Raw genomic sequence first — 19,496 nt, 5'->3', positions numbered from 1 at the left:
GCAGCCGATGAGCAGCCGAGCCCTGGTGATCGAGCCCGCGTCCGAAGTGCGGGCGATGCTGGCGCGCGGCCTGCAGGAGGCCGGTGCGGCCGAGATCGACTACGCAAGCCGGACCGGCGATGCGTTCGCCAAACTCAAGCAGGGCGCGTACGACGTCGTGCTGTGCGAGTACGACCTCGGCGACGGCTTCGACGGCCTGCACTTTTTCGAGGCCTGCCAGGCGCACCAGTTGCTGAAGCCGTCGTCGGTGTTCGTCATCGTCACCGGCGAGCGCAGGCTGGCGCAGGTGATGAGCGCGGCCGAGCTGGCGCCGGATGCCTATCTGCTCAAGCCGTTCTCGGGCAGCGACCTGCTCGAGCGGCTGAGCAGGGCGATCGCGCGCAAGCGCCAGCTGCGGGCGATCGACGATGCCAGCCGTGCCGGCGACTATCTGGCCGCGATCGCCGCGTGCAATGCCGAGCTGGCAACGGCGGCGCCGGCCGAACGCCCGGACCTGCTGCGCCACAAGGGCCGCCTGCTCGGCCTGCTCGGCGAGCACGTGCTGGCGCGCGATTTCTACCGCGAGCAGCTCGCCGACGGCGACTGGCCTTGGGCCCAGCTCGGGCTGGCGCGCTCGCTGTTCGCACTCAAGCAGTACGACGAGGCGCGGCTGTTGTTCGAGCGCGTCAAGATCGAGCACGAACTGGTGATCGAAGCCTACGACGGCCTTGCCCGTACGCTGGCGGCGCAGGGCGAGACCGAGGCGGCGCAGGCGGTGCTCGAGGATGCCGTTGCCCGTTCGCCGCTGGTCGCGCGCCGGCAGCGTGCGCGCGGGCGGCTGGCACAGCGCAACGGCGTGCTCGACGTCGCGCAGGCCGCGCTGAGCCAGGCGGTCCAGCTCAACCGCGGCTCGTTCTGGCGCGACCCGGCCTTGTACGGCGAACTGGCGCGCGTGCAGCTGGCGCAGGGCGATATCGGCGCGGCGCGGCGGACCGCGGCGCAGCTGATGCACGACTTCCGTGGCGACGATGTCGCGCAGGCGGTGGCCGAACTGATCGAGGGCGCGAGCTTTGTCAGCGCCGGCGACAAGGACAGGGCGCGCAAGCTGATCGCCGGCGCGGCGACGCGGCTCGCCGCGCGCGACGATGCACCGGCCGGCGCGCTGCTCGAGGCGGCGCAGGCGTGCATGGTGCTCGGCGACGGTGGCGACGCCGAGAAGCTGGTCCGGCGCGCCCTGAGCAACCGCCACGACGATGCAGAGATCATCGCCGGGGTCGAGGCGCTGTACACCGATCGGCCAGAGGCCGGCGCCAGGCTGATCCACGAAGCGGCGAGCGACATCGTCGAGCTGAACAACGAAGCGGTGCGCGCGGCGCAGGAGGGCGACTTCCGCGGCGCGGCCGAGCGTTTCATCGCCGCGCTCGACCGGCTGCCGGGCAATGTCGGCGTGCTGCTGAACGCGGCCAATTCGCTGCTGACCTGCGTCAACCGGGTCGGCTGGGACGCTGGCTACATGCAGATTGCCCAGACCTGCGTGCAGCGCGCGCTGCGGATCGAACCCGGCAACGGCCGGGCGCGACAGCTGCAGGACGTGTGGCTTCGCACGCAGCGCCGCTTCGGCATCGACGCCGCGCAGGGAAGCGAGCGCTAGGTGTGAAGAGTCAAGACGTTGTTTTTCGTTGCTGAGAGACGGGACATGGGCACGTGGCAGCCGATGCCGTGATGCGGACGGTGCCAGTTGTAATAATGATTCCAATACCTCAGGACTGCGCCGCGCTCATCCGAGTGTTGATAGGTTTGGCCGTAGGCCCATTCGCGCAGCGCGGACTGGATGAAGCGCTCGGCCTTGCCGTTGGTTTGCGGTCGGTAGGCGCGGGTGAACCTCTGCTTAATGCCCAGTTCAACGCAAACGCGGCCGAAGTCATGGGAGCGGAAGGCGGGCCCGTTATCGGTGATCAGGCGCTGGAGCGGTACGCCCAGCGTTTTGAAGTAGTCGTTGGCCGCACGCAGGAAGTCGATGGCGCTGGCGCGGCGCTCGTCGGGGTAGAGTCGGGTGAAGGCGATGCGACTATGGTCGTCGATCGCCACGAACAGATATTCCCAGCCGCTGTTTCGGCTGTTCTGGCGACGATCGCCGGTGATGCGATGGCCGACCTGCTCGAAGCGGGCGAGCTTCTTGATGTCGACGTGCAGCAGTTCGCCGGGCGTTTCGCGCTCGTAGCGCTGCACAGGCTCTGCGGGCTGCAGGTCGCTTAACCGCGATAGCCCTGCGTGTCGCAGCACGCGACTGACGGTTGCTTTGGACACGCCGATATAGCTTGCGATGCGAGCCTGCAGGAACAGCTTGCGACGCAATTCGATGATCGTCAGGGCAACGCTGGGCGCAATGGCACGTGGCGAGCGCTCGGGACGCGAGGATTTGTCGAGCAAGGCAGCCGCGCCGCCGACCAGATAGCGGCCCAGCCACTTGCGGGTGGTGACCGCGCTTACGCCATGGCGTGCCGCCGCCGCCGCGGTCGACAAACCATGCTCGGTGATGTCCTGAACCATTTCCAGGCGACGCAGATACGTCAGTCGGGCATTCTTATGTGTGTTCATCCGGTGTCTTGTTCTGTGACTGGGGGTTTGGCGATTTCCAGTCTCGCAGAACTTCTCCGGGTGAACACCCGAAACAACCTATTGAACCTTCACAGCTAGGTGCTTACAGCGATACGCTGCCGCTGCCGACGACCCAGAAACGGCCGCCGACGCTGATCGCGCGGTCGGTGCCGAGCTGCAGGTGCAGCACCGACAGCCGGGTATACGGCCGGTGTATTGTGTGGCCTTGTTCGACCTTGATCCGGTCGGGCAGTGCGCAGCCGCTGGCGAGCAGCCAGGCGCCGATGTTGGCGACGGCGCCGCCGGCGCCGAAATCCTCGTAGATGCTGAACGAATCGCTGCCGAAAAAACGCAGCATCGCGATCTCGCCGTCGCGGTGCCACAGTGCCAGCTGCGCAATCTGCTGGCCATTGCCGGCCAGTTGCGCGAGCAGCGCCGGGTGCGGCGCCGCCTGCAGCACCGCCTGGCGTGTCCGCACCGGCACGACGAGCTGCTCGAGCCCGGTATCGACAAAGAGCGGTGCGCCGGCGACGTCGCGCGCATCGATGCCGAGTGCGGTCGCCAGCTCCATCGTCCCGGCCCGCGCCGGCCGGGTCCGGTTGGCCCAGGCGCGGAACCAGCAGGCCTCGCCGTCATGCGAAAGCTGGATCGGCCCGTAGCGGCCCGGCAGCGTCGCCGGAAACGGCTCGCCGGCCTGTTGCAGTGCGGTTGCGGCAGCGAGCAGCGACAGCCCCGAAAAGGGCAGGGCGAACTGTGGCGAAACCGTGTGCATCGCATCGGCCGCACGGGTGACGAAACAGCTCTCCGGCGCGTTGAGCTGGTAGGCAAGCTGCTGCATCGTGGCGTCGTCGGGCAGTGCGTCGACGACGAACACCGCCAGCGGCGCGCCGGACGCGCGGCGCTCGGCAAAACCGTTGATCAGGAAAAACTCGTATTGCAAGGGCGGCGCTCCGATGGGCAAAGCGGTGGCGAAGGGCTTCAGTTGCGACGACTTGTTGCTACAATGGGGAACATTTTGCCTATAAATAGCCGCTGCCGAGCCGCCCATGTCCGTACTAGAACCGATTGCCGAAAAAGACCTGCCGCTTGCGCGTGATCTGGACCTTCTGTCCCGCGTGCTGGCCGATACCATCCGTGAACAAACCGGTGCCGCCGCCGCCGAGCAGATCAAAGCGATCCGCGAGCTGGCACTCAAATACGTACAGGGGCATGACCCGGCAGCCAGCCAGGCGCTGGCGCGAGCCCTGTCGGCGCTGGATCTGGCAGGCGCAATGACCTTGGTGCGAGGGTTCAGTTCTTTCTCGCACCTTTCGAATATAGCAGAGGATCTGCACCACAACCGGCGCCGTCGCGCGCACAAGATCCTCGGCTCCGCACCGCAGCGCGGCAGCATCGCCGCGGCGATCGAGCGCCTTGGCGCGCGTGGCGTCGAGCCGGCGGAAATCCTCTCGCTGCTGAACGAAACGCTGATCGTGCCGGTACTGACCGCGCACCCGACCGAGATCAAGCGCAAGACCATCCTCGACGGCCACCGCGCCGTCGGCGAACTGCTGGCCGAGCGCGACCGCAACCAGCTGACGCCGGAAGAGCTGCAGGCGAACCAGGAAGCGCTCGAGCGCGTGCTGATCACGCTGTGGCAGACGCGCGAGATCCGTACGGTCAAGCTGCGCGTGCAGGACGAGATCGAGAACGGCACGACCTACTTCCGCAATTCCTTCCTGCACGAAGTGCCGCGGCTGATGCTCGACCTCGAGGACAAGCTCGCGGCCTTGACCGGCAAGAAGGTCGAGCTGCCGAACTTTCTGCAGGTCGGCAGCTGGATCGGCGGTGACCGCGACGGCAACCCGTTCGTGACCGCCGAGGTGATGCGCTACGCGGTGTCGCGCCAGTCCGGTGTGGCGCTCGACTATTACTACCAGCAATGCCAGAAGCTCGAAGGCGAGCTGTCGATGTCGACCCGGCTGGTCCAGGTCGACCAGACCTTGCAACAGCTGGCCGAAAAGGCGACGCCGGAAGAGCGCGCACACAAGGGCGAAGAGCCGTACCGGCTGGCCGTCGCGCACATCGGCGCACGGATTTTCTCCACTGCAGTCAGGATCGGCACCTTCCACCAGACCCTGCACGACGTCGCACGCGCCGAGCCGTACAAGAGCGCGCAGGAACTCGCGGCCGATCTGGCCGTGGTCGCCAGCTCGCTCCGGGCGCACGGTGCCACCAAGCTCAGCCAGGGCCGCCTGCGCCGGCTGCAGCGCGCGGTCAGCGTGTTCGGCTTCCACCTCGCGCCGGTCGACATGCGCCAGAACTCGGGCATCCACGACAAGGTGATCGCCGAGCTGTTCGAAAAGGCAGGTCTCGAGGATTACCTGAAACTCGACGAGGCGAGCCGCCGCGTCGTGTTGCTGCGCGAACTGGCCAGCCCGCGCCCGCTGATCTGCCCCTACGTCGACTACAGCGCCGAAACGCAGAAAGAGATCGACATCTACCGTGCGGCCGAGGAAATCCAGTCGCGCTACGGCGAGGCGGTGCTGCCGAACTACATCATCTCGAACTGCGAGTCGGTGTCGGACATCCTCGAAGTCGCGGTGCTGCTGAACGAAGTCGGTCTGGTACAACTGGCGCCGACGACGGTCGCCAAGATCAACATCATCCCGCTGTTCGAAACCATCCCCGACCTGCGCGTCTGCGGCGAGATCATGACCGAGCTGTTCGCGATTCCGCAGTGGCGCCAGATGCTCGGCTGCCGCAACGGCGTGCAGGAAGTGATGCTTGGCTATTCGGATTCGAACAAGGACGGCGGCTACCTGACGTCGAACTGGGAGCTGTACAAGGCCGAACAGACCCTGGTCAAGGTGTTCGACGCGGCCGGCTTCAAGATGCGGCTGTTCCACGGCCGCGGCGGTACCGTCGGCCGTGGCGGCGGCCCGGCGCACGACGCGATCCTGGCGCAGCCGGCCGGTTCGGTCGCGGGCCAGATCCGCATCACCGAGCAGGGCGAAGTGATCGCCGCCAAGTATGCCGACCGTGAAGTCGGTCGCCGCAATCTCGAGATCCTCGTGTCGGCGACGCTCGAGGCGAGCCTGCCCAAGCACAACGGCGAGCCGACCGACGATCCGGCCTCGCTGGCGCTGATGGACGACCTGTCGGCGCGCGCCTACCGCGCCTACCGAGACCTGGTGTTCGCAACGCCCGATTTCGTTACCTACTTCCGCGAAGCGACGCCGATCGGCGAAATCCCGAGCCTGAACATCGGCTCGCGTCCGGCCGCGCGCAAGGCGACCAATTCGATCGGCGACCTGCGGGCGATTCCGTGGGTATTCTCGTGGTCGCAGTGCCGGCTGATGCTGCCGGGCTGGTACGGCTTCGGCACCGCGGTGACCGAGTACCTCGACGGCGCCGGCGACGAAGGGCTGGAAACGTTGCGCCGGCTGTACCGCGACTGGCCGTTCTTCACGTCGACGATCTCGAACATGGAGATGGTGCTGGCGAAGTCGGACATCGCGATTGCTGCGCGTTACTCGGAGCTCGTCAACGACCAGGATCTGGCACGGCGCATCTTCGGCCGGATCAAGGCCGAATGGCAGCGTGCGGTCGACGTCGTCAAGGCGATCACCGGGCATGAAGCGCTGCTGGCCGACAACCCGATGCTGTCGCGCAGCCTCGACAACCGGCTGCCTTACCTCGACCCGCTCAACCACCTGCAGGTCGAGCTGCTCAAGCGCCTGCGTGCGGGCGACGAAAGCGAAGAGGTCCAGCACGCGGTCCATCTGACGATCAACGGCATCGCCGCCGGCCTGCGCAACAGCGGCTGACCCCGGATCGGCCCGACGAACCGCCATGCCACGGCTTGCGCTCCCGACCGCATTGCTGTGCCTGGCGGTTTTTTCATGCCCGCCAGCCTTTGCCGCCAAGGGCGCGGCGCTGCCGTCGCATTTCGGCGACCGGCTCGAAGCGGCGCTGTCGTGCCGCGGCGAGTGGTCGACCGAATACTGGCAGGGCTATTTCCGCCGCCACCTCGGCAAGCCCTTGCGCAGCTGGGGCGGGGCCGACTGGTTCGATGCACAGAATGCCGACCTGGCCGGTGTGTTTGCCAGGGAAGTGTTCACCAATCCGCCGCAAAGCGGTGCGCTGATCGTCGGCGCCTTGATCGCCCAGCCGGTCGACGCGGTCCGCACCAGGCTCGAAGAGCGGCTTGGCATGCGCTTTACGCCGTTGCCGGGGCCGTATCCGCGCTACCTCTCGGCAACCGGCAGCGTGCTGGTCGGTCTCGCCAATCGCCAGACCAAGTGGTACTGCGCACGCTGGGATCTGGGCAACCGCTTCTAGCACGCCGGCGGTTCAAGTCCTGGTCGATGCCAGTGTTTATGCAAATGCAATACCAGTCTCGGCGTTTTTGCCGTCAGAAAATTCCTGCTCGTTTCGCATGCACCGGTAACCACCGGTTCGGATTATTACGCCTTCCGTTTTTATTTGTACGGTTATGGAAAGCTAAAAATCCTTGCCCTGCTTCCGGGCCGTTGCCGTGATGCCGGTACGTGGCGAAAACCATGCGACAGGGTATGTAGTTTGCTGGCATCAAACTACTTTCTGTATTCGCTCCGCTACTACATCAGGGCTTGATGATGTTGCTTCGCAATATCAAGCGATGACGTCCCGTTCGGCGTTTTTTGCGCCGATTCTCCCTATTTTTCCGCATTGCAACATTGTCGATTGCCGTTCTCCGGGTAGTGGCCGCCCGCATCGCGGGAATGACGTTTATCCGCCCGATAAACGGCCCCCGGCTCCCGTATTGACTTTAATTCGGCGCTATCCGCTAATGAACCTCGTCGCAAGCGACTACACCTGAAGGTGAGCACTTGCAGCTTGGGGATGTGGTCTTGTCTGTCAATAAACTGACGCGATGTTGCCGGACTGCATGACCAGTGGAAGCGCGTGAATAACGCCAAATAAAGAGGATGGAGACGCTACGTATGTCGCAATTCAATCGTTTTGCCCTTGCTGCCATTCCGGCCGCGATGATTGCCGCCCACGCCTATGCCGCATATCCGGCCTGGCAGGAAGGCAATACCTACAACGCTGGCACCTATGTGTCGTACGCTGGCAATGACTACCAGGCGCTGGTCACCCATACCGCCTATGTCGGCACCAACTGGAACCCGGCCGCGAGCCCGACGCTGTGGAAGCTGATCGGCGCCAGCAGCGGTACGCCGACGCCTGCCCCGACCCCCGCACCTACGCCGGCACCGACCCCCGCACCGACCCCCGCACCGACCCCGGCGCCCACGCCAGCGCCGACGCCTGCTCCGACCCCGTCGGGTAGCTGCACCGCAGCCGCCTGGAACGCGTCGACCGCATACAGCGGCGGTGCGACCGTGAGCTACAACGGCCGCAACTATCAGGCCAAGTGGTGGACGCAAGGCAACGTGCCGTCGAGCAGCACCGGTGAAGGCCAGCCGTGGACCGACCTCGGTGCCTGCAGCGGTACGCCGACCCCGGCACCGACGCCTGCTCCGACCCCGGCACCGACGCCTGCTCCGACCCCGGCACCGACGCCTGCTCCGACGCCGGCACCGACGCCGGCACCGACGCCCGCTCCGACCCCGGCACCGACGCCTGCTCCGACCCCGGCACCGACGCCCGCTCCGACGCCTGCTCCGACCCCGACACCGACGCCTGCTCCGACCCCGGCTCCGACCCCGGCTCCGACGCCGAGCGGCAGCAAGCAAGTGGGTTCGTACTTCGCCGAGTGGTCGATCTACGGTCGTGCTTTCTTCGTGAAGAACGTTCAGACCAGTGGCCAGGCCGCCAAGCTGACCTTCCTGAACTACTCGTTCGCCAACGTCTTCAAGCAGGCCGACGGCACTTACAAGTGCGATGCCAGCATCACCCGCTCGGAAGCCGGCAACGGCGACGGCGGCGATTCGTGGGCTGCGTACAACAAGGGCTTCTCGGCTGCTGAATCGGTCGACGGCGTTGCCGATGCCTGGGGTACCGACGGTACGGGCAGCCTGAAGGGCAACTTCAACCAGTTGAAGAAGCTGAAGGCCAAGAACCCGCAGCTGAAGACGCTGATTTCGCTCGGCGGCTGGACCTGGTCGAAGTGGTTCTCGGCTGCTGCGGCAACCGACGCTGGCCGCAAGGCACTGGTGTCGTCGTGCATCGACCAGTACATCAAGGGCAACCTGAAGTACGACGCGGGCTCGAACTCGGGTGGCGCGGGCACCGGTGCAGGCGTGTTCGACGGCATCGACATCGACTGGGAATTCCCGGGTGTCCAGGGCTACGGCTACAACACCGTATCCGATGCCGACAAGCAGAACTTCAACTTGCTGCTGAAGGAGTTCCGCGAACAGCTCGACGCCTACGGCACGACGACCGGCAAGCGCTATCTGCTGACCGTGGCCATCGGCGCGGGTAGCGACAAGATCGCGATGACCGAACCGGCCGAGTACAGCAAGTACCTCGATTGGATCAACATCATGTCGTACGACTACAACGGCGCATGGGCGGCACAGGGTCCGACCGACTTCCAGGCCCACCTGTACGCTGATCCGAACAGCCCGAACTACCTCGATCCGAAGACCGGCAAGCCGGGCCTGGGTTCGACGTACAACACCGACAGCGCCGTCAACGCGATGCTGGCTGCGGGCGCACCGGCTGCCAAGCTCCACCTCGGCATCCCGTTCTACGGTCGCGGCTGGACCGGCGTGAAGGCGGGTCCAAACGGTGACGGTCTGTACCAGACGGCAACCGGCGCTGCGAAGGGTACGTACGAAAACGGCATCGAGGACTACAAGGTACTGAAGAACGCCGCGGGTACGCTGCGCTACCACCCGGTGACCAAGCAGTCGTACAAGTACGACGGCACCAACTGGTGGAGCTACGATACCCCGACCGACATCCAGAACAAGATCGACTATGCCAAGGCCAAGGGTCTGGGCGGTGTCTTCGCCTGGGAATCGGACGGCGATACCGCGGACGGCGAACTGACCGCCGCCATGGCCAAGATGAACCAGTAAGTCCGAGCGCCCACTCGCATGAGTAGGTGATCCCTGGGCCCTCCCGTTTGCGCGGGGGGGCCTTTTCACAGGCACCGATACAGGGTGCCGATCAAGAAAAAGTGAGGAGTTGTCGATGTTCAATCGCTTTGCACTCGCGGCCATTCCGGCTGCGCTCTTCGCCGTCCATGCGTACGCGGCTTATCCGGCCTGGCAGGAAGGCCAGACCTATTCCGCCGGTACCTATGTGTCGTACAGCGGCAATGACTATCAGGCGCTGGTGACGCATACCGCCTACGTCGGCGCCAACTGGAACCCGGCCGCCAGCCCGACGCTGTGGAAGCTGATCGGCGCGAGCACCGGTACGCCGAGCCCAGCACCCACTCCGGCGCCGACACCGGCTCCGACCCCCGCGCCGACGCCTGCTCCCACGCCGGTTCCGACTCCGGCCCCGACTCCGGCCCCGACGCCGTCGGGCTGCACCGCGGCCGCGTGGTCGTCGACGACCGCGTACAACGGCGGGGCAACCGTCAGCTACAACGGCCGCACCTACTCGGCCAAGTGGTGGACGCAGGGCGACGTGCCGTCGAACAACGTCGGTGACGGCAAGCCGTGGAACGACCTTGGTGCTTGCGGCCCGGTAACTCCGACGCCGACTCCGACTCCGACTCCGACCCCGACTCCGACTCCGACTCCGACTCCGACGCCGACGCCGACCCCGACGCCGACGCCGACGCCGACCCCGACTCCGACCCCGACCCCGACCCCGACCCCGACTCCGACCCCGACCCCGACCCCGACTCCGACGCCGACGCCGACGCCGACCCCGACCCCGACCCCGACCCCGACCCCGACCCCGGACGGCCTGCCCAAGCACGCGCTGATCGGCTACTGGCACAACTTCACCAATGGCGCAGGCCCGGCCATCCGCATCAAGGATGTGTCGGACGACTGGGACGTGATCATGCTGTCGTTCGGCGAGGATGCGGGCAACGGCGCGGTGACGTTCACGCTTGATGCAAACGCCGGCACCGAGGCGGAGTTCATCGCCGACATCGCCGCCAAGCGCGCCAAGGGCAAGAAGGTCGTGCTGTCGCTCGGTGGCCAGGAAGGCCGGATGACGCTGAACACGCGCGAGAACGTGACCAACTTCGTCAACAGCCTGTACGCGCTGATCAACAAGTACGGCCTCGACGGTATCGACCTCGACCTCGAAAGCGGTGCCGGCGTCGTGCTCGGTACACCGATCATCGACAACCTGATCACGGCGATGAAGGAACTGAAGGCCAAGGTCGGCCCGACCTTCTACCTGTCGATGGCGCCGGAGCACCCGTATGTCCAGGGCGGCTACGTTGCCTACTCGGGCATCTGGGGCGCTTACCTGCCGATCATCGACGGTCTGCGCAACGACCTGAACATGATCCACGTCCAGTACTACAACAACGGTGGCCTGTGGACGCCGTACGGCCAGCTCAACGAAGGCACGGTCGACGGTCTCGTCGGTGGCTCGCTGATGCTGATCGAAGGCTTCAAGACCGTCGGTGGCGCCGGCTGGGAGTTCAAGGGGCTGCGTCCTGACCAGGTCGCCTTCGGCGTGCCGAGCGGCCGCAGCTCGGCCAATACCGGCTTCATCACGACCGATGTCATCAACAAGTCGATGAACTGCCTGACCAAGCTGGTCGATTGCGGCACCGTCAAGCCCAAGCAGGCATATCCGACCGCGCGCGGCGTGATGACCTGGTCGATCAACTGGGACAAGCACGACGGCTACAACTTCTCGGCGCCGGTGAAGGCGCACCTGAAGACGCTGCCGTAAGCACCGCTGATCCCGCCAAGGCAAACCGGCACGGGCAACCGTGCCGGTTTTTTATTGACCTGGATCGCCCAAGGCAAACGGCGATGGCCGATAATTGCCGCTTTGCCGCAGCGTTATCCCGCCATGATTGCAAGCAATGTCGACCTGAGCCGCCGCAACACGCTCGGGCTTGCCGCCCAAGCCAGCCGCTACGTCGCGGTGCGCGATCCCGCCGAACTCGCCGCGCTGTGCGCCGACGCCGGACTGGCCGCCTTGCCGTGGCACGTGCTCGGCGGCGGCAGCAATCTCGTGCTGCCCGACGTCGTCGACGGGCTGGTACTGCAGGTCGCGATCACCGGGCGGCGCGTGCTGCGCGAGGACGACGAGTCGGTGTGGATCGCCGCCGGCGGCGGCGAGGTCTGGCACGACTTCGTCATGTGGACGCTGGATCAGGGCTGGGGCGGGCTCGAGAACCTCGCGCTGATCCCGGGCACCGTCGGCGCTGCGCCGGTGCAGAACATCGGCGCCTATGGCGTCGAGGTCAAGGACACGCTGGCCGAGCTGACCGCGTACCGGCTCGACGACGGCAGCGCGCGGGTTTTCGACAATGCAGCCTGCCGTTTCGCCTATCGCGACAGCGTGTTCAAGCAGGAGGAGGCGGGCCGCTGGCTGATCGCCGAAGTCGTGTTCCGGCTGTCGAAATGTCCGCGGCTGCAGACCGGCTACGGCGATATCGAGGCCGAACTCGCCGCTGCCGGCCTGCCACGCACGCCGGCCGGCGTCGCGCAGGCGGTGATCAACGTCCGCCGGCGCAAGCTGCCCGACCCGGCGGTGATCGGCAACGCCGGCAGTTTCTTCAAGAATCCGATCGTGCCGGCTGCGCAGCGCGAGGCGCTGCTCGCCGCACATCCGAAGCTGGTGTCGTACCCGATGCCGGGTGGCGCGTACAAGCTCGCGGCCGGCTGGCTGATCGAGCAGGCCGGCTGGAAAGGCCGGCGGCTCGGTCCGGCCGGCATGTTCGAGCGGCAGGCGCTGGTGCTGGTCAACCATGGCGGCGCACGGCGCGCCGACATTGCCGCGCTGACCGCAGCGGTCCAGGCCGATGTGAAAGCGATGTTCGGCGTCGCGATCGAGCCCGAACCGGTCTGGTGGTGAGCGCGGCCAATACCCCAAGGGTACTTGCCTGCGGGGTGCACTGCTGGCGTGCCCGCTTGCCGAACCGATCGTGCCGTCTGCGTTTCGCACGCCTTGCCAGTGCCGTTTCGCCGGATTTTGATGGCCGCTCGGGCGATCAGCGCTCGGGCGTGACCGAACGCAGCGCGCCGCTGTCGTACCAGTAGTCGGCCGAGCGGATCCGCCCCGAGCGGCGGTCGAGCATGCACTGATAACGCAGATCGCGTTCGTCGTTGCGGTTGCGCGCCTCGCCGCTGCCGAACACGCGCAGCTCGTTGCCGTTGCGGTCGACCTGGGGCTGGCCGCGGAAGCGCAGCCTGCCGTCGCCGTAGTTGCGGCGGGCGAATTCGTCCTGGATGGCGCTCTGGCAGCGGCGGACCGCGTTGCGTTGATCGCCGTCGTCGTCATCGGACCAGCGATCGTCGCGCCAGCGGATGTCGACGACGTAGAGCGCGTTGCTCGAACGCGGGTCGAACAGCTCGATCTGCGCCGGCCGGCGGCCGCTGGGCGGATCGGCGCGGGTCAGATGGCCGCGGCCGCTGCGCAGTTCGACGCGGAAGTCCTTCGGATTGGCGGGCAGCGGGCCCGAGCAGCGGACCTGGCCGAGCGGGAAGTGCTCGCCGCCGAGTGTGCGGACACGGACATCGTTGCCGCGCAGCTCGAGCACGACGCGGTCGTCGACGCGCTGGCGGATCTCGCAGTGGCCGTCGCCACGACCGCCGCTGCTCCAGTAGCGGGAGCCGCTGTCGTCATCGGCGGCGGCGAACGGGCTGGCGATCAGTCCCAGCAGGGCCACCGGGGCGAGCCATCGTTTCATGGGTGTTTCTCCACATCATCACATCGGCCGAGCTTAAGCGGCCCGGCCCGGCGACGACAAGAGAAGCCCTTCACACCGCGGCCAGCGCCGCGAGCAGCTTGCCGTGGATGCCGCCGAAGCCGCCGTTGCTCATCACCAGCACCTGATCGCCGGGCCGGGCCAGCTTTACGACCGCGGCAACGAGTGCGTCGAGGTCGGTGAAGGTCTGCGCCTTGTTGCCGAGTGGCGTCAGCGCCTCGGCCGGATCCCAGCCGAGGCTGGCGTTGTAGCAGAACACCGCGTCGGCGCCGGCGAGCGAGCCGGGCAGGGCGGCCTTCATCGTGCCGAGCTTCATCGTGTTCGAGCGCGGTTCGAGCACGGCGAGAATCCGGGCGTTGCCGACCTTGTGGCGCAGCCCGGCAACCGTGGTGGCGATCGCGGTCGGGTGGTGGGCGAAATCGTCGTAGACGGTGACGCCGCCGGCCTCGCCCTTGATCTCCATCCGGCGCTTGACGTTGGCAAAGCGGCCGAGCGCGGCGATCGCCGCCTCGGGCGTGACGCCGACGTGACGCGCCGCGGCGATCGCCGCCAGCGCGTTCAGCGCGTTGTGCTCGCCGAGCAGCGACCAGACCAGCCGGCCTTGCGGCTTGCCGTCCAGCAGCACGTCGAAACCGTCGGCGTGGACGGTGCCGATCGCCCAGCCGGCCTCGGTGCCGAAGCGCTCGGCCGGCGTCCAGCAGCCACGCTCGACGACACGCTCAAGGCTGGCTTCGCGGCCATTGACGACGAGCCGGCCGCTGGCCGGAATGGTACGCACCAGATGGTGGAATTGCGTCTCGATCGCCGCCAGATCGGCGAAGATGTCGGCATGATCGAATTCGAGGTTGTTGAGGATCGCCGTACGCGGCCGGTAGTGGACGAACTTGCTGCGCTTGTCGAAAAACGCCGTGTCATATTCGTCTGCTTCAATGACGAAGAACGGCGAGGTGCTCGCCGGATCCTGCGCCGGCGTGCCCGGCAGCCGGGCCGAGATGCCGAAGTTCTCCGGCACGCCGCCGACGAGGAAGCCCGGCGCCAGGCCGGCGTCCTCGAGTATCCACGTCAGCATGCCGCTGGTCGTCGTCTTGCCGTGGGTACCGGCGACAGCGAGCACCCACTTGCCGGCCAGGATGTGGTCGCGCAGCCATTCCGGGCCGCTGGTGTACGGCAGGCCGGCGTCGAGGATCGCTTCCATCAGCGGATTGCCGCGCTTGACGACGTTGCCGACGACGTAGAGGTCGGCGCCCAGTTGCAGCTGGGCGGCATCCCAGCCCTCGATCAGTTCGATGCCGAGTGCGGAAAGCTGGTCCGACATCGGCGGGTAGACGCCGGCGTCGCAGCCGGTGACGGTGTGGCCGGCGGCACGGGCGAGCGCCGCGACGCCGCCCATGAAGGTGCCGCAGATACCCAGAATGTGAATATGCATGAAAGACCTTTCGGGTATTGACTGATGGTGTGCGTTACGTTAATTGCGTACAATCCTGTCGCCTACTTGACCAAAAAAAGCCAAATAGAACATGAGCATAACCTCGCCGGACAGCCCGGTCGAAGTCGCCCGGATTGCACTGAAACGCTTGGCCGAGCGCGGACTGCCGCCGACGCCGGACAACTATGCGCAATTCTACAACGCGATCGTCACGATCAAGTCACCGCAGGCCAAGCCGCAGGAAGAATTGCAGCAGGCGTGGCAGGTGCTGTGCCAGGTGGACGAAGCGGTCGGCGAGGCCAGCGAGGCGATGCAGCAGCTGATCGAGACGCTCGACAGCGAGCGCGGTGCGATGCTCGCCAGCCTCGGCCGGCTCCGGTACGCGCGCGATGCGCATGCCGAGCAGCGCGCCAGCGTCGAGGAAACGCACAGCACGCTTGCCGACCTGCTCGACAGCGTGATTTCGTCGACAAACTCGATCCACTCGACCGTCTCGGCGTCGCACAGCGATCTGCAACAGATCCGCGATTCGGTGCGGCACATCGAGGAGGATCTCGCGTTCAACCGCAAGATGCTCGAACAGGACGCGCTGACCGGCACGTTCAACCGCCAGGGGCTCGACCATCATCTGGCGCGCGAGGTCAGGCGCGCACAGCGGCAGGGCGGCAAGCTGACCGCGGTGATCTTCGATCTCGACGACTTCAAGCGGATCAACGATGCCTACGGCCACCTGATCGGCGATCAGGTGCTGGTGCACGTCGCCAATCTGACCCGTGTGGTATTGCGTGAAAGCGACCTGCTGGTCCGCTACGGTGGCGAGGAGTTCCTGCTGCTGCTGGTCGATACCGACGTCAACGGCGCGAGCTACGTGATCGACCGCCTGCGCGCGGTTGCCGCGCGGACGCCGTTCGTCCACAAGGGGCAGCGCGTCGAAGTGAGCTTTTCGACCGGCATCGCCCAGCTTGCCGCGGACGAGAACGGTCGCGCCCTGCTGCTGCGCGCCGACGAGGCGCTGTACCGCGCCAAGAATGCCGGCAAGAGCCGGACCGAGTTTGCGCCGGCCTGACGGCAGGCGTTCAGAGCAGGGTACGTGCGCCGTTGCCGAACACCAGCACGGCGAAGTAGAGGTATAGCGCCGCCGACACGAGGTGGCAGCCCTGGATGAAGCGCGGCCCGAGCGTGCGGCCGCCGTGGTGCGCCATGGCGACGATGAAGCTGCTCCACGCCAGTCCGCCGGCGAAGAAGCCGGCGAGGAAGCGTGCCGCCGAGCCTGCGCTGCCGTCGGTCGCATTGGCGATCAGCGCGCCGCCGACGGCGGCAAACCACAGAATCGACGACGGCGACGCCAGCGCCAGGACCAGGCCGCGGTTGAACAGCTGGCGCGACGGCGGCCGTGCGGCCCTGGCGGTATCGTGCGAGGGCAGCCTGGACGAGCGCCACGCCTCGCGCGCCATCCTGACGGCCAGCCACAGCATCAGTGTGCCGCCGACCAGCCAGGTGATCCATTGCACCGCCTCGAACTGCAGCAGGATGCTCATGCCGACGAGCGAGAGCGCCGCGTAGGCGAGGTCGCCGAAGCACGATCCCAGCCCGATCAGCAGGCCCGGGCGCATCCCGTGCTTGAGGCTGGTGTCGATCATGGCGACGTTGACGATGCCGATGTCGAGGCACAACGACAGCGAAAGCAGAAAACCGGTAATGAAGACGTCCATGGGGCCGAGTATATCGGCCCCGCCCGACGGACGGCTAGCCGCGCCAGAACGCCGGCGTGAACAGCACCAGTACCGAGAACACCTCGAGCCGGCCGAGCAGCATCGCCAGCGAGCACAGCCACAGCTGGATGTCGGTCAGCCCGCCGTAGTTCGACGCCGGGCCGACGACGCCGAGGCCGGGGCCGGCGTTGTTGAGGCAGGCGAGCGCCGCCGAGAGGCTGGAGACGAAATCGAGCCCGGTTGCCAGCAGCGCGAACGTCAGCACGACCAGGCTCATGAAGTACAGGAAGATGAAGCCGAGCACGGCGAAGATCACCGGGTCCGGCACGGCCATCCGGTTGACCCGCAGCGGCCGCACCGCGTTCGGGTGCAGCAGCGTGGTGAACTGGCGGCTCGCGCCGCGGACGAGGATCAGCGTGCGGATCATCTTGATCCCGCCGCCGGTCGATCCGGAGCACGCGGCGATGCCGGACAGGAACAGCATCCACAGCGGCACGAAGATCGGCCACTGGCCGTAGTCGGTGCTGGCGTAGCCGCTGCCGGTCGAGATCGACACCAGGTTGAACAGCACCATGCGCAGGCTGGTGAAATAGTCGCTGTAGGTCTGCTGCCAGACGAGGTAGCCGGCAAGGCCGAGCGTGCTGAAGCCGAGCAGCAGTACCATCGCCTTGAATTCCGAGTCGCGCCAGTAGCTCTTCAGGCTGCGGTTGGTCAGCGCCAGATAGTGGGTGGCGAAATTGGTCGCGGCGATCAGCATGAAGCCGATCAGGATCGCCTCGACCGCGACCGAGTTGAACTGGCCGACACTGCTGTCGTAGGTCGAGAAGCCGCCGAGGCTCATCGCCGACAAGGCGTGGCAGACCGCGTCGAACCAGCGCATTCCGCCGACATAGCGGAGCATCAGCGCACAGGCGAGCGTGAGCGCCGCGTAGATCAGCCACAGGTTGCGCGCGGTCTCGTGGATGCGCGGCGTCAGCTTGGCGTCCTTGATCGGCCCCGGCGTTTCGGCCTTGATCAGCTGCATGCCGCCGACGCCGAGCATCGGCAGGATCGCGACCGCGAGCACGATGATCCCGAGCCCGCCGAGCCAGTTGAGCTGGTGACGCCAGAAGTTGATCGATTCGGGCAGGTGCTCGAGCCCCGAGAGCGCCGTCGCGCCGGTCGTCGTCAGTGCCGAGATCGCCTCGAAGTAGGCAACCGAGAAGCGCAGGTCCGGCATGTGGAACATCAGCGGCACCATCGCGACCAGCGGCAGCAGCGTCCACAGCCCGACGACGAGGACGAAGCCGTCGCGGATCTTGAGCTCGCGGCGGAAACGCCGGGTCAGCACGATCGTGATCAGGCTCAGCGTCGCCAGGCCGGCGAGCGCGTCGATGAAGTGCCACAGCGCCGAGTCGCCGAAATACAGCGAGATGCAGATCGGCACGACCATCGTCAGCGAAAAGATCAGCGCGACGCGGGCGAGCACGTTGGCCACCGGCAGGATGCGCAGCGCGACCGAGACGCCGGCCGGCAGCGCCATCAGCGCCGGACCGCGGGCGCGCTTCACAGGAACCCCAGCTTGACGGCGAACAGCTGCTCGACCTCGCGGATGCCGCGCTTCTTGTCGACGAAGACGATCACGTGGTCCTCGTCCTCGATCACCGTGTCGTGGTGGGCCATCAGCACCTCGTCGCCGCGGATCAGCGCGGCGATGAACAGCCCCGCCGGCAGGTTCAATTCTTCGATGCGCCGGCCGACGACGCGCGAGGTCGAACGCTTGCCGTGGGCGATCATTTCCAGCGCCTCGGCCGCGCCGCGGCGCAGGCTGTGCACGGCGACGATGTCGCCGCGGCGCACGCGCGCCAGCAGCGAGCCGATCGTCGCCTGCGCCGGCGATAGCGCGACGTCGATGCGGCTGCCCTGCAGCAGGCCGACATAGCGCGAACGGTTGATGATGGCGATGACCTTGCGCGCACCCATCTGCTTGGCCAGCAGGCCCGACATGATGTTGTCCTCGTCGTCGCTGGTCAGCGCCAGATAGAGGTCGGTGCGCTCGATCTGCTCGGCGTCGAACAGCGTTTCGTCGGTCGCGTCGCCGGCGAGCACCAGCGTTTTCGGCAGCGCTTCGGCCAGCCAGGCGGCACGCTCGCGGTTCGATTCGATCAGCTTGACCTGGTAGTCGTCCTGCAGCGCCTGCGCCAGCCTGAAGCCGACGTTGCCGCCGCCGGCGATGATGATCCGGCGGATCTTGCGCTCCTCGCCGTGCAGTTCGCGGATCACCGCCCGCATGTGCTTGCTCGCCGCGAGCACGAAGACCTCGTCGCCGACCTCGAGCACGCTGTCGCCGTCGGGGCGGATGTAGCGGTTGCGGCGGTAGATGCCGACAACGCGGCTGTCGACGTTCGGCAGCAGCCGGCACAGGCTGGCCAGCGTCTTGCCGGTCATGTGCGCGTCGGCCTCGACGCGGACGACGACCATCTGCGCGCGGCCGTCGGCGAAGTCGAGCACCTGCAGCGCCTCGGGCGTTTCGACCAGACTGACCAGATAGTCGGTGACGATCTGTGCCGGCGTGATCACGTGGTCGATGGCGAAGTTGCCTTCGTTGAACAGTTCGGGCCGGGCGAGGATGTCCGGATTGCGCACGCGACCGATGCGCTTGGGCACGTTGAAGAGCTCGTGGGCGATCTTGCACGCGACCATGTTCACTTCGTCGCTCGGCGTCACCGCCAGCAGCAGGTCGCAATCGCGCGCGCCGGCGGCTTCGAGCACCGCCGGGCTGGCCGCGTTGCCGACCATCGCGCGCAGGTCGAGCCGGTCCTGCAGCCCCTTGAGGTTGGCGGGGTTATCGTCGACGAGGGTGACGTGGTAGTGCTCCTGCACCAGTTGCTCGGCAACCGAGGCGCCGACGCGGCCGGCGCCGAGGATAAGGATGTTCGACACGGTAAGTTCCTGGTGACCCGAAATGCCGAACGCAGCCGTGAGCGGGCTGCGTTCGTCTGGT

Annotated in this window: 14 protein-coding genes; 7 read left to right on the top strand and 7 right to left on the bottom strand. The window is 66.7% G+C overall.

What is annotated here, in order from left to right; translation table 11 throughout:
* Positions 1 to 7: 7 nt before the first annotated feature.
* A complete protein-coding gene (locus BJP62_RS08980; protein ID WP_070529122.1) occupies positions 8 to 1,630 on the top strand; it encodes a response regulator in 1,623 nt (540 codons plus the stop codon).
* On the opposite strand, the gene BJP62_RS08975 is transcribed toward BJP62_RS08980, so the two are convergent.
* On the bottom strand, positions 1,627 to 2,577 hold the full coding sequence (locus tag BJP62_RS08975) for an IS481 family transposase (RefSeq protein WP_070525743.1): 951 nt from the start codon (positions 2,575 to 2,577) through the stop codon (positions 1,627 to 1,629). The genes BJP62_RS08980 and BJP62_RS08975 overlap by 4 nt on opposite strands.
* A 103-nt stretch (positions 2,578 to 2,680) precedes the next feature.
* The gene (locus BJP62_RS08970) at positions 2,681 to 3,517 is read right to left on the bottom strand and encodes a PhzF family phenazine biosynthesis protein (RefSeq protein WP_070529120.1); all 837 of its coding nucleotides are present in this window, start codon (positions 3,515 to 3,517) and stop codon (positions 2,681 to 2,683) included.
* A 106-nt stretch (positions 3,518 to 3,623) separates the two neighbouring features.
* On the opposite strand from BJP62_RS08970, the gene ppc reads away from it, so the two are divergent.
* The 5 genes from ppc to murB all read left to right on the top strand — a co-directional run bounded on the left by ppc (position 3,624) and on the right by murB (position 12,522).
* Positions 3,624 to 6,386, top strand: coding sequence for a phosphoenolpyruvate carboxylase (gene ppc, locus BJP62_RS08965; protein ID WP_070529114.1), 2,763 nt, complete (start codon positions 3,624 to 3,626; stop codon positions 6,384 to 6,386).
* A gap of 25 nt (positions 6,387 to 6,411) precedes the next feature.
* Complete coding sequence (locus BJP62_RS08960; RefSeq protein ID WP_070529111.1) at positions 6,412 to 6,900, top strand: hypothetical protein; 489 nt, start codon at positions 6,412 to 6,414, stop codon at positions 6,898 to 6,900.
* Between the two features lie 644 nt (positions 6,901 to 7,544).
* Positions 7,545 to 9,593, top strand: a complete 2,049-nt coding sequence (locus BJP62_RS08955; RefSeq protein WP_236943684.1) for a glycosyl hydrolase family 18 protein — start codon at positions 7,545 to 7,547, stop codon at positions 9,591 to 9,593.
* Between the two features lie 115 nt (positions 9,594 to 9,708).
* Entirely contained in the window at positions 9,709 to 11,388 is a 1,680-nt protein-coding gene (locus BJP62_RS17985) for a chitinase (RefSeq protein ID WP_083300805.1), read from the top strand.
* A gap of 123 nt (positions 11,389 to 11,511) precedes the next feature.
* A complete protein-coding gene (gene murB / locus BJP62_RS08945; protein WP_070532527.1) occupies positions 11,512 to 12,522 on the top strand; it encodes a UDP-N-acetylmuramate dehydrogenase in 1,011 nt (336 codons plus the stop codon).
* 136 nt (positions 12,523 to 12,658) lie between these two features.
* Here murB and BJP62_RS08940 read toward each other — a convergent pair whose 3' ends face one another.
* Entirely contained in the window at positions 12,659 to 13,357 is a 699-nt protein-coding gene (locus BJP62_RS08940; RefSeq protein WP_070529109.1) for a hypothetical protein, read from the bottom strand.
* Positions 13,358 to 13,427: 70 nt separating this feature from the next.
* The gene (gene mpl, locus BJP62_RS08935) at positions 13,428 to 14,801 is read right to left on the bottom strand and encodes a UDP-N-acetylmuramate:L-alanyl-gamma-D-glutamyl-meso-diaminopimelate ligase (protein ID WP_070529102.1); all 1,374 of its coding nucleotides are present in this window, start codon (positions 14,799 to 14,801) and stop codon (positions 13,428 to 13,430) included.
* Positions 14,802 to 14,892: 91 nt separating this feature from the next.
* Between mpl and BJP62_RS08930 the strand changes: the two genes are divergently transcribed.
* Positions 14,893 to 15,867, top strand: coding sequence for a GGDEF domain-containing protein (locus BJP62_RS08930; RefSeq protein ID WP_070529100.1), 975 nt, complete (start codon positions 14,893 to 14,895; stop codon positions 15,865 to 15,867).
* Between the two features lie 10 nt (positions 15,868 to 15,877).
* Here the strand turns inward: BJP62_RS08930 and BJP62_RS08925 are convergent, their stop codons facing one another.
* From BJP62_RS08925 to trkA, 3 genes are read right to left on the bottom strand one after another with little or no spacing between them, the layout of a single operon-like run.
* Positions 15,878 to 16,513 (bottom strand): LysE family translocator, encoded by a 636-nt coding sequence (locus tag BJP62_RS08925; protein WP_070529097.1) that lies wholly within the window; start codon positions 16,511 to 16,513, stop codon positions 15,878 to 15,880.
* 34 nt (positions 16,514 to 16,547) lie between these two features.
* Positions 16,548 to 18,062: a potassium transporter TrkG gene (locus BJP62_RS08920; protein WP_308417870.1), complete on the bottom strand. Its 1,515-nt coding sequence runs from the start codon at positions 18,060 to 18,062 to the stop codon at positions 16,548 to 16,550.
* On the bottom strand, positions 18,059 to 19,426 hold the full coding sequence (trkA, locus tag BJP62_RS08915) for a Trk system potassium transporter TrkA (protein ID WP_308417871.1): 1,368 nt from the start codon (positions 19,424 to 19,426) through the stop codon (positions 18,059 to 18,061). Before trkA ends, BJP62_RS08920 begins: the two co-directional genes overlap by 4 nt.
* Positions 19,427 to 19,496: the final 70 nt, after the last annotated feature.

The organism is Jeongeupia sp. USM3 (genome assembly GCF_001808185.1).
Classification (GTDB): Bacteria; Pseudomonadota; Gammaproteobacteria; order Burkholderiales; family Chitinibacteraceae; genus Jeongeupia.
This window is presented reverse-complemented; position numbering and strand designations above follow the sequence as displayed.

Coding starts and splice junctions, on each gene's coding strand:
- BJP62_RS08980 (WP_070529122.1), top strand. CDS start 8: ATGAGCAGCCGAGCCCTGGTGATCGAGCCCGCGTCCGAAGTGCGGGCG.
- BJP62_RS08975 (WP_070525743.1), bottom strand. CDS start 2,577: ATGAACACACATAAGAATGCCCGACTGACGTATCTGCGTCGCCTGGAA.
- ppc (WP_070529114.1), top strand. CDS start 3,624: ATGTCCGTACTAGAACCGATTGCCGAAAAAGACCTGCCGCTTGCGCGT.
- BJP62_RS08960 (WP_070529111.1), top strand. CDS start 6,412: ATGCCACGGCTTGCGCTCCCGACCGCATTGCTGTGCCTGGCGGTTTTT.
- BJP62_RS08955 (WP_236943684.1), top strand. CDS start 7,545: ATGTCGCAATTCAATCGTTTTGCCCTTGCTGCCATTCCGGCCGCGATG.
- BJP62_RS17985 (WP_083300805.1), top strand. CDS start 9,709: ATGTTCAATCGCTTTGCACTCGCGGCCATTCCGGCTGCGCTCTTCGCC.
- murB (WP_070532527.1), top strand. CDS start 11,512: ATGATTGCAAGCAATGTCGACCTGAGCCGCCGCAACACGCTCGGGCTT.
- BJP62_RS08940 (WP_070529109.1), bottom strand. CDS start 13,357: ATGAAACGATGGCTCGCCCCGGTGGCCCTGCTGGGACTGATCGCCAGC.
- mpl (WP_070529102.1), bottom strand. CDS start 14,801: ATGCATATTCACATTCTGGGTATCTGCGGCACCTTCATGGGCGGCGTC.
- BJP62_RS08930 (WP_070529100.1), top strand. CDS start 14,893: ATGAGCATAACCTCGCCGGACAGCCCGGTCGAAGTCGCCCGGATTGCA.
- BJP62_RS08925 (WP_070529097.1), bottom strand. CDS start 16,513: ATGGACGTCTTCATTACCGGTTTTCTGCTTTCGCTGTCGTTGTGCCTC.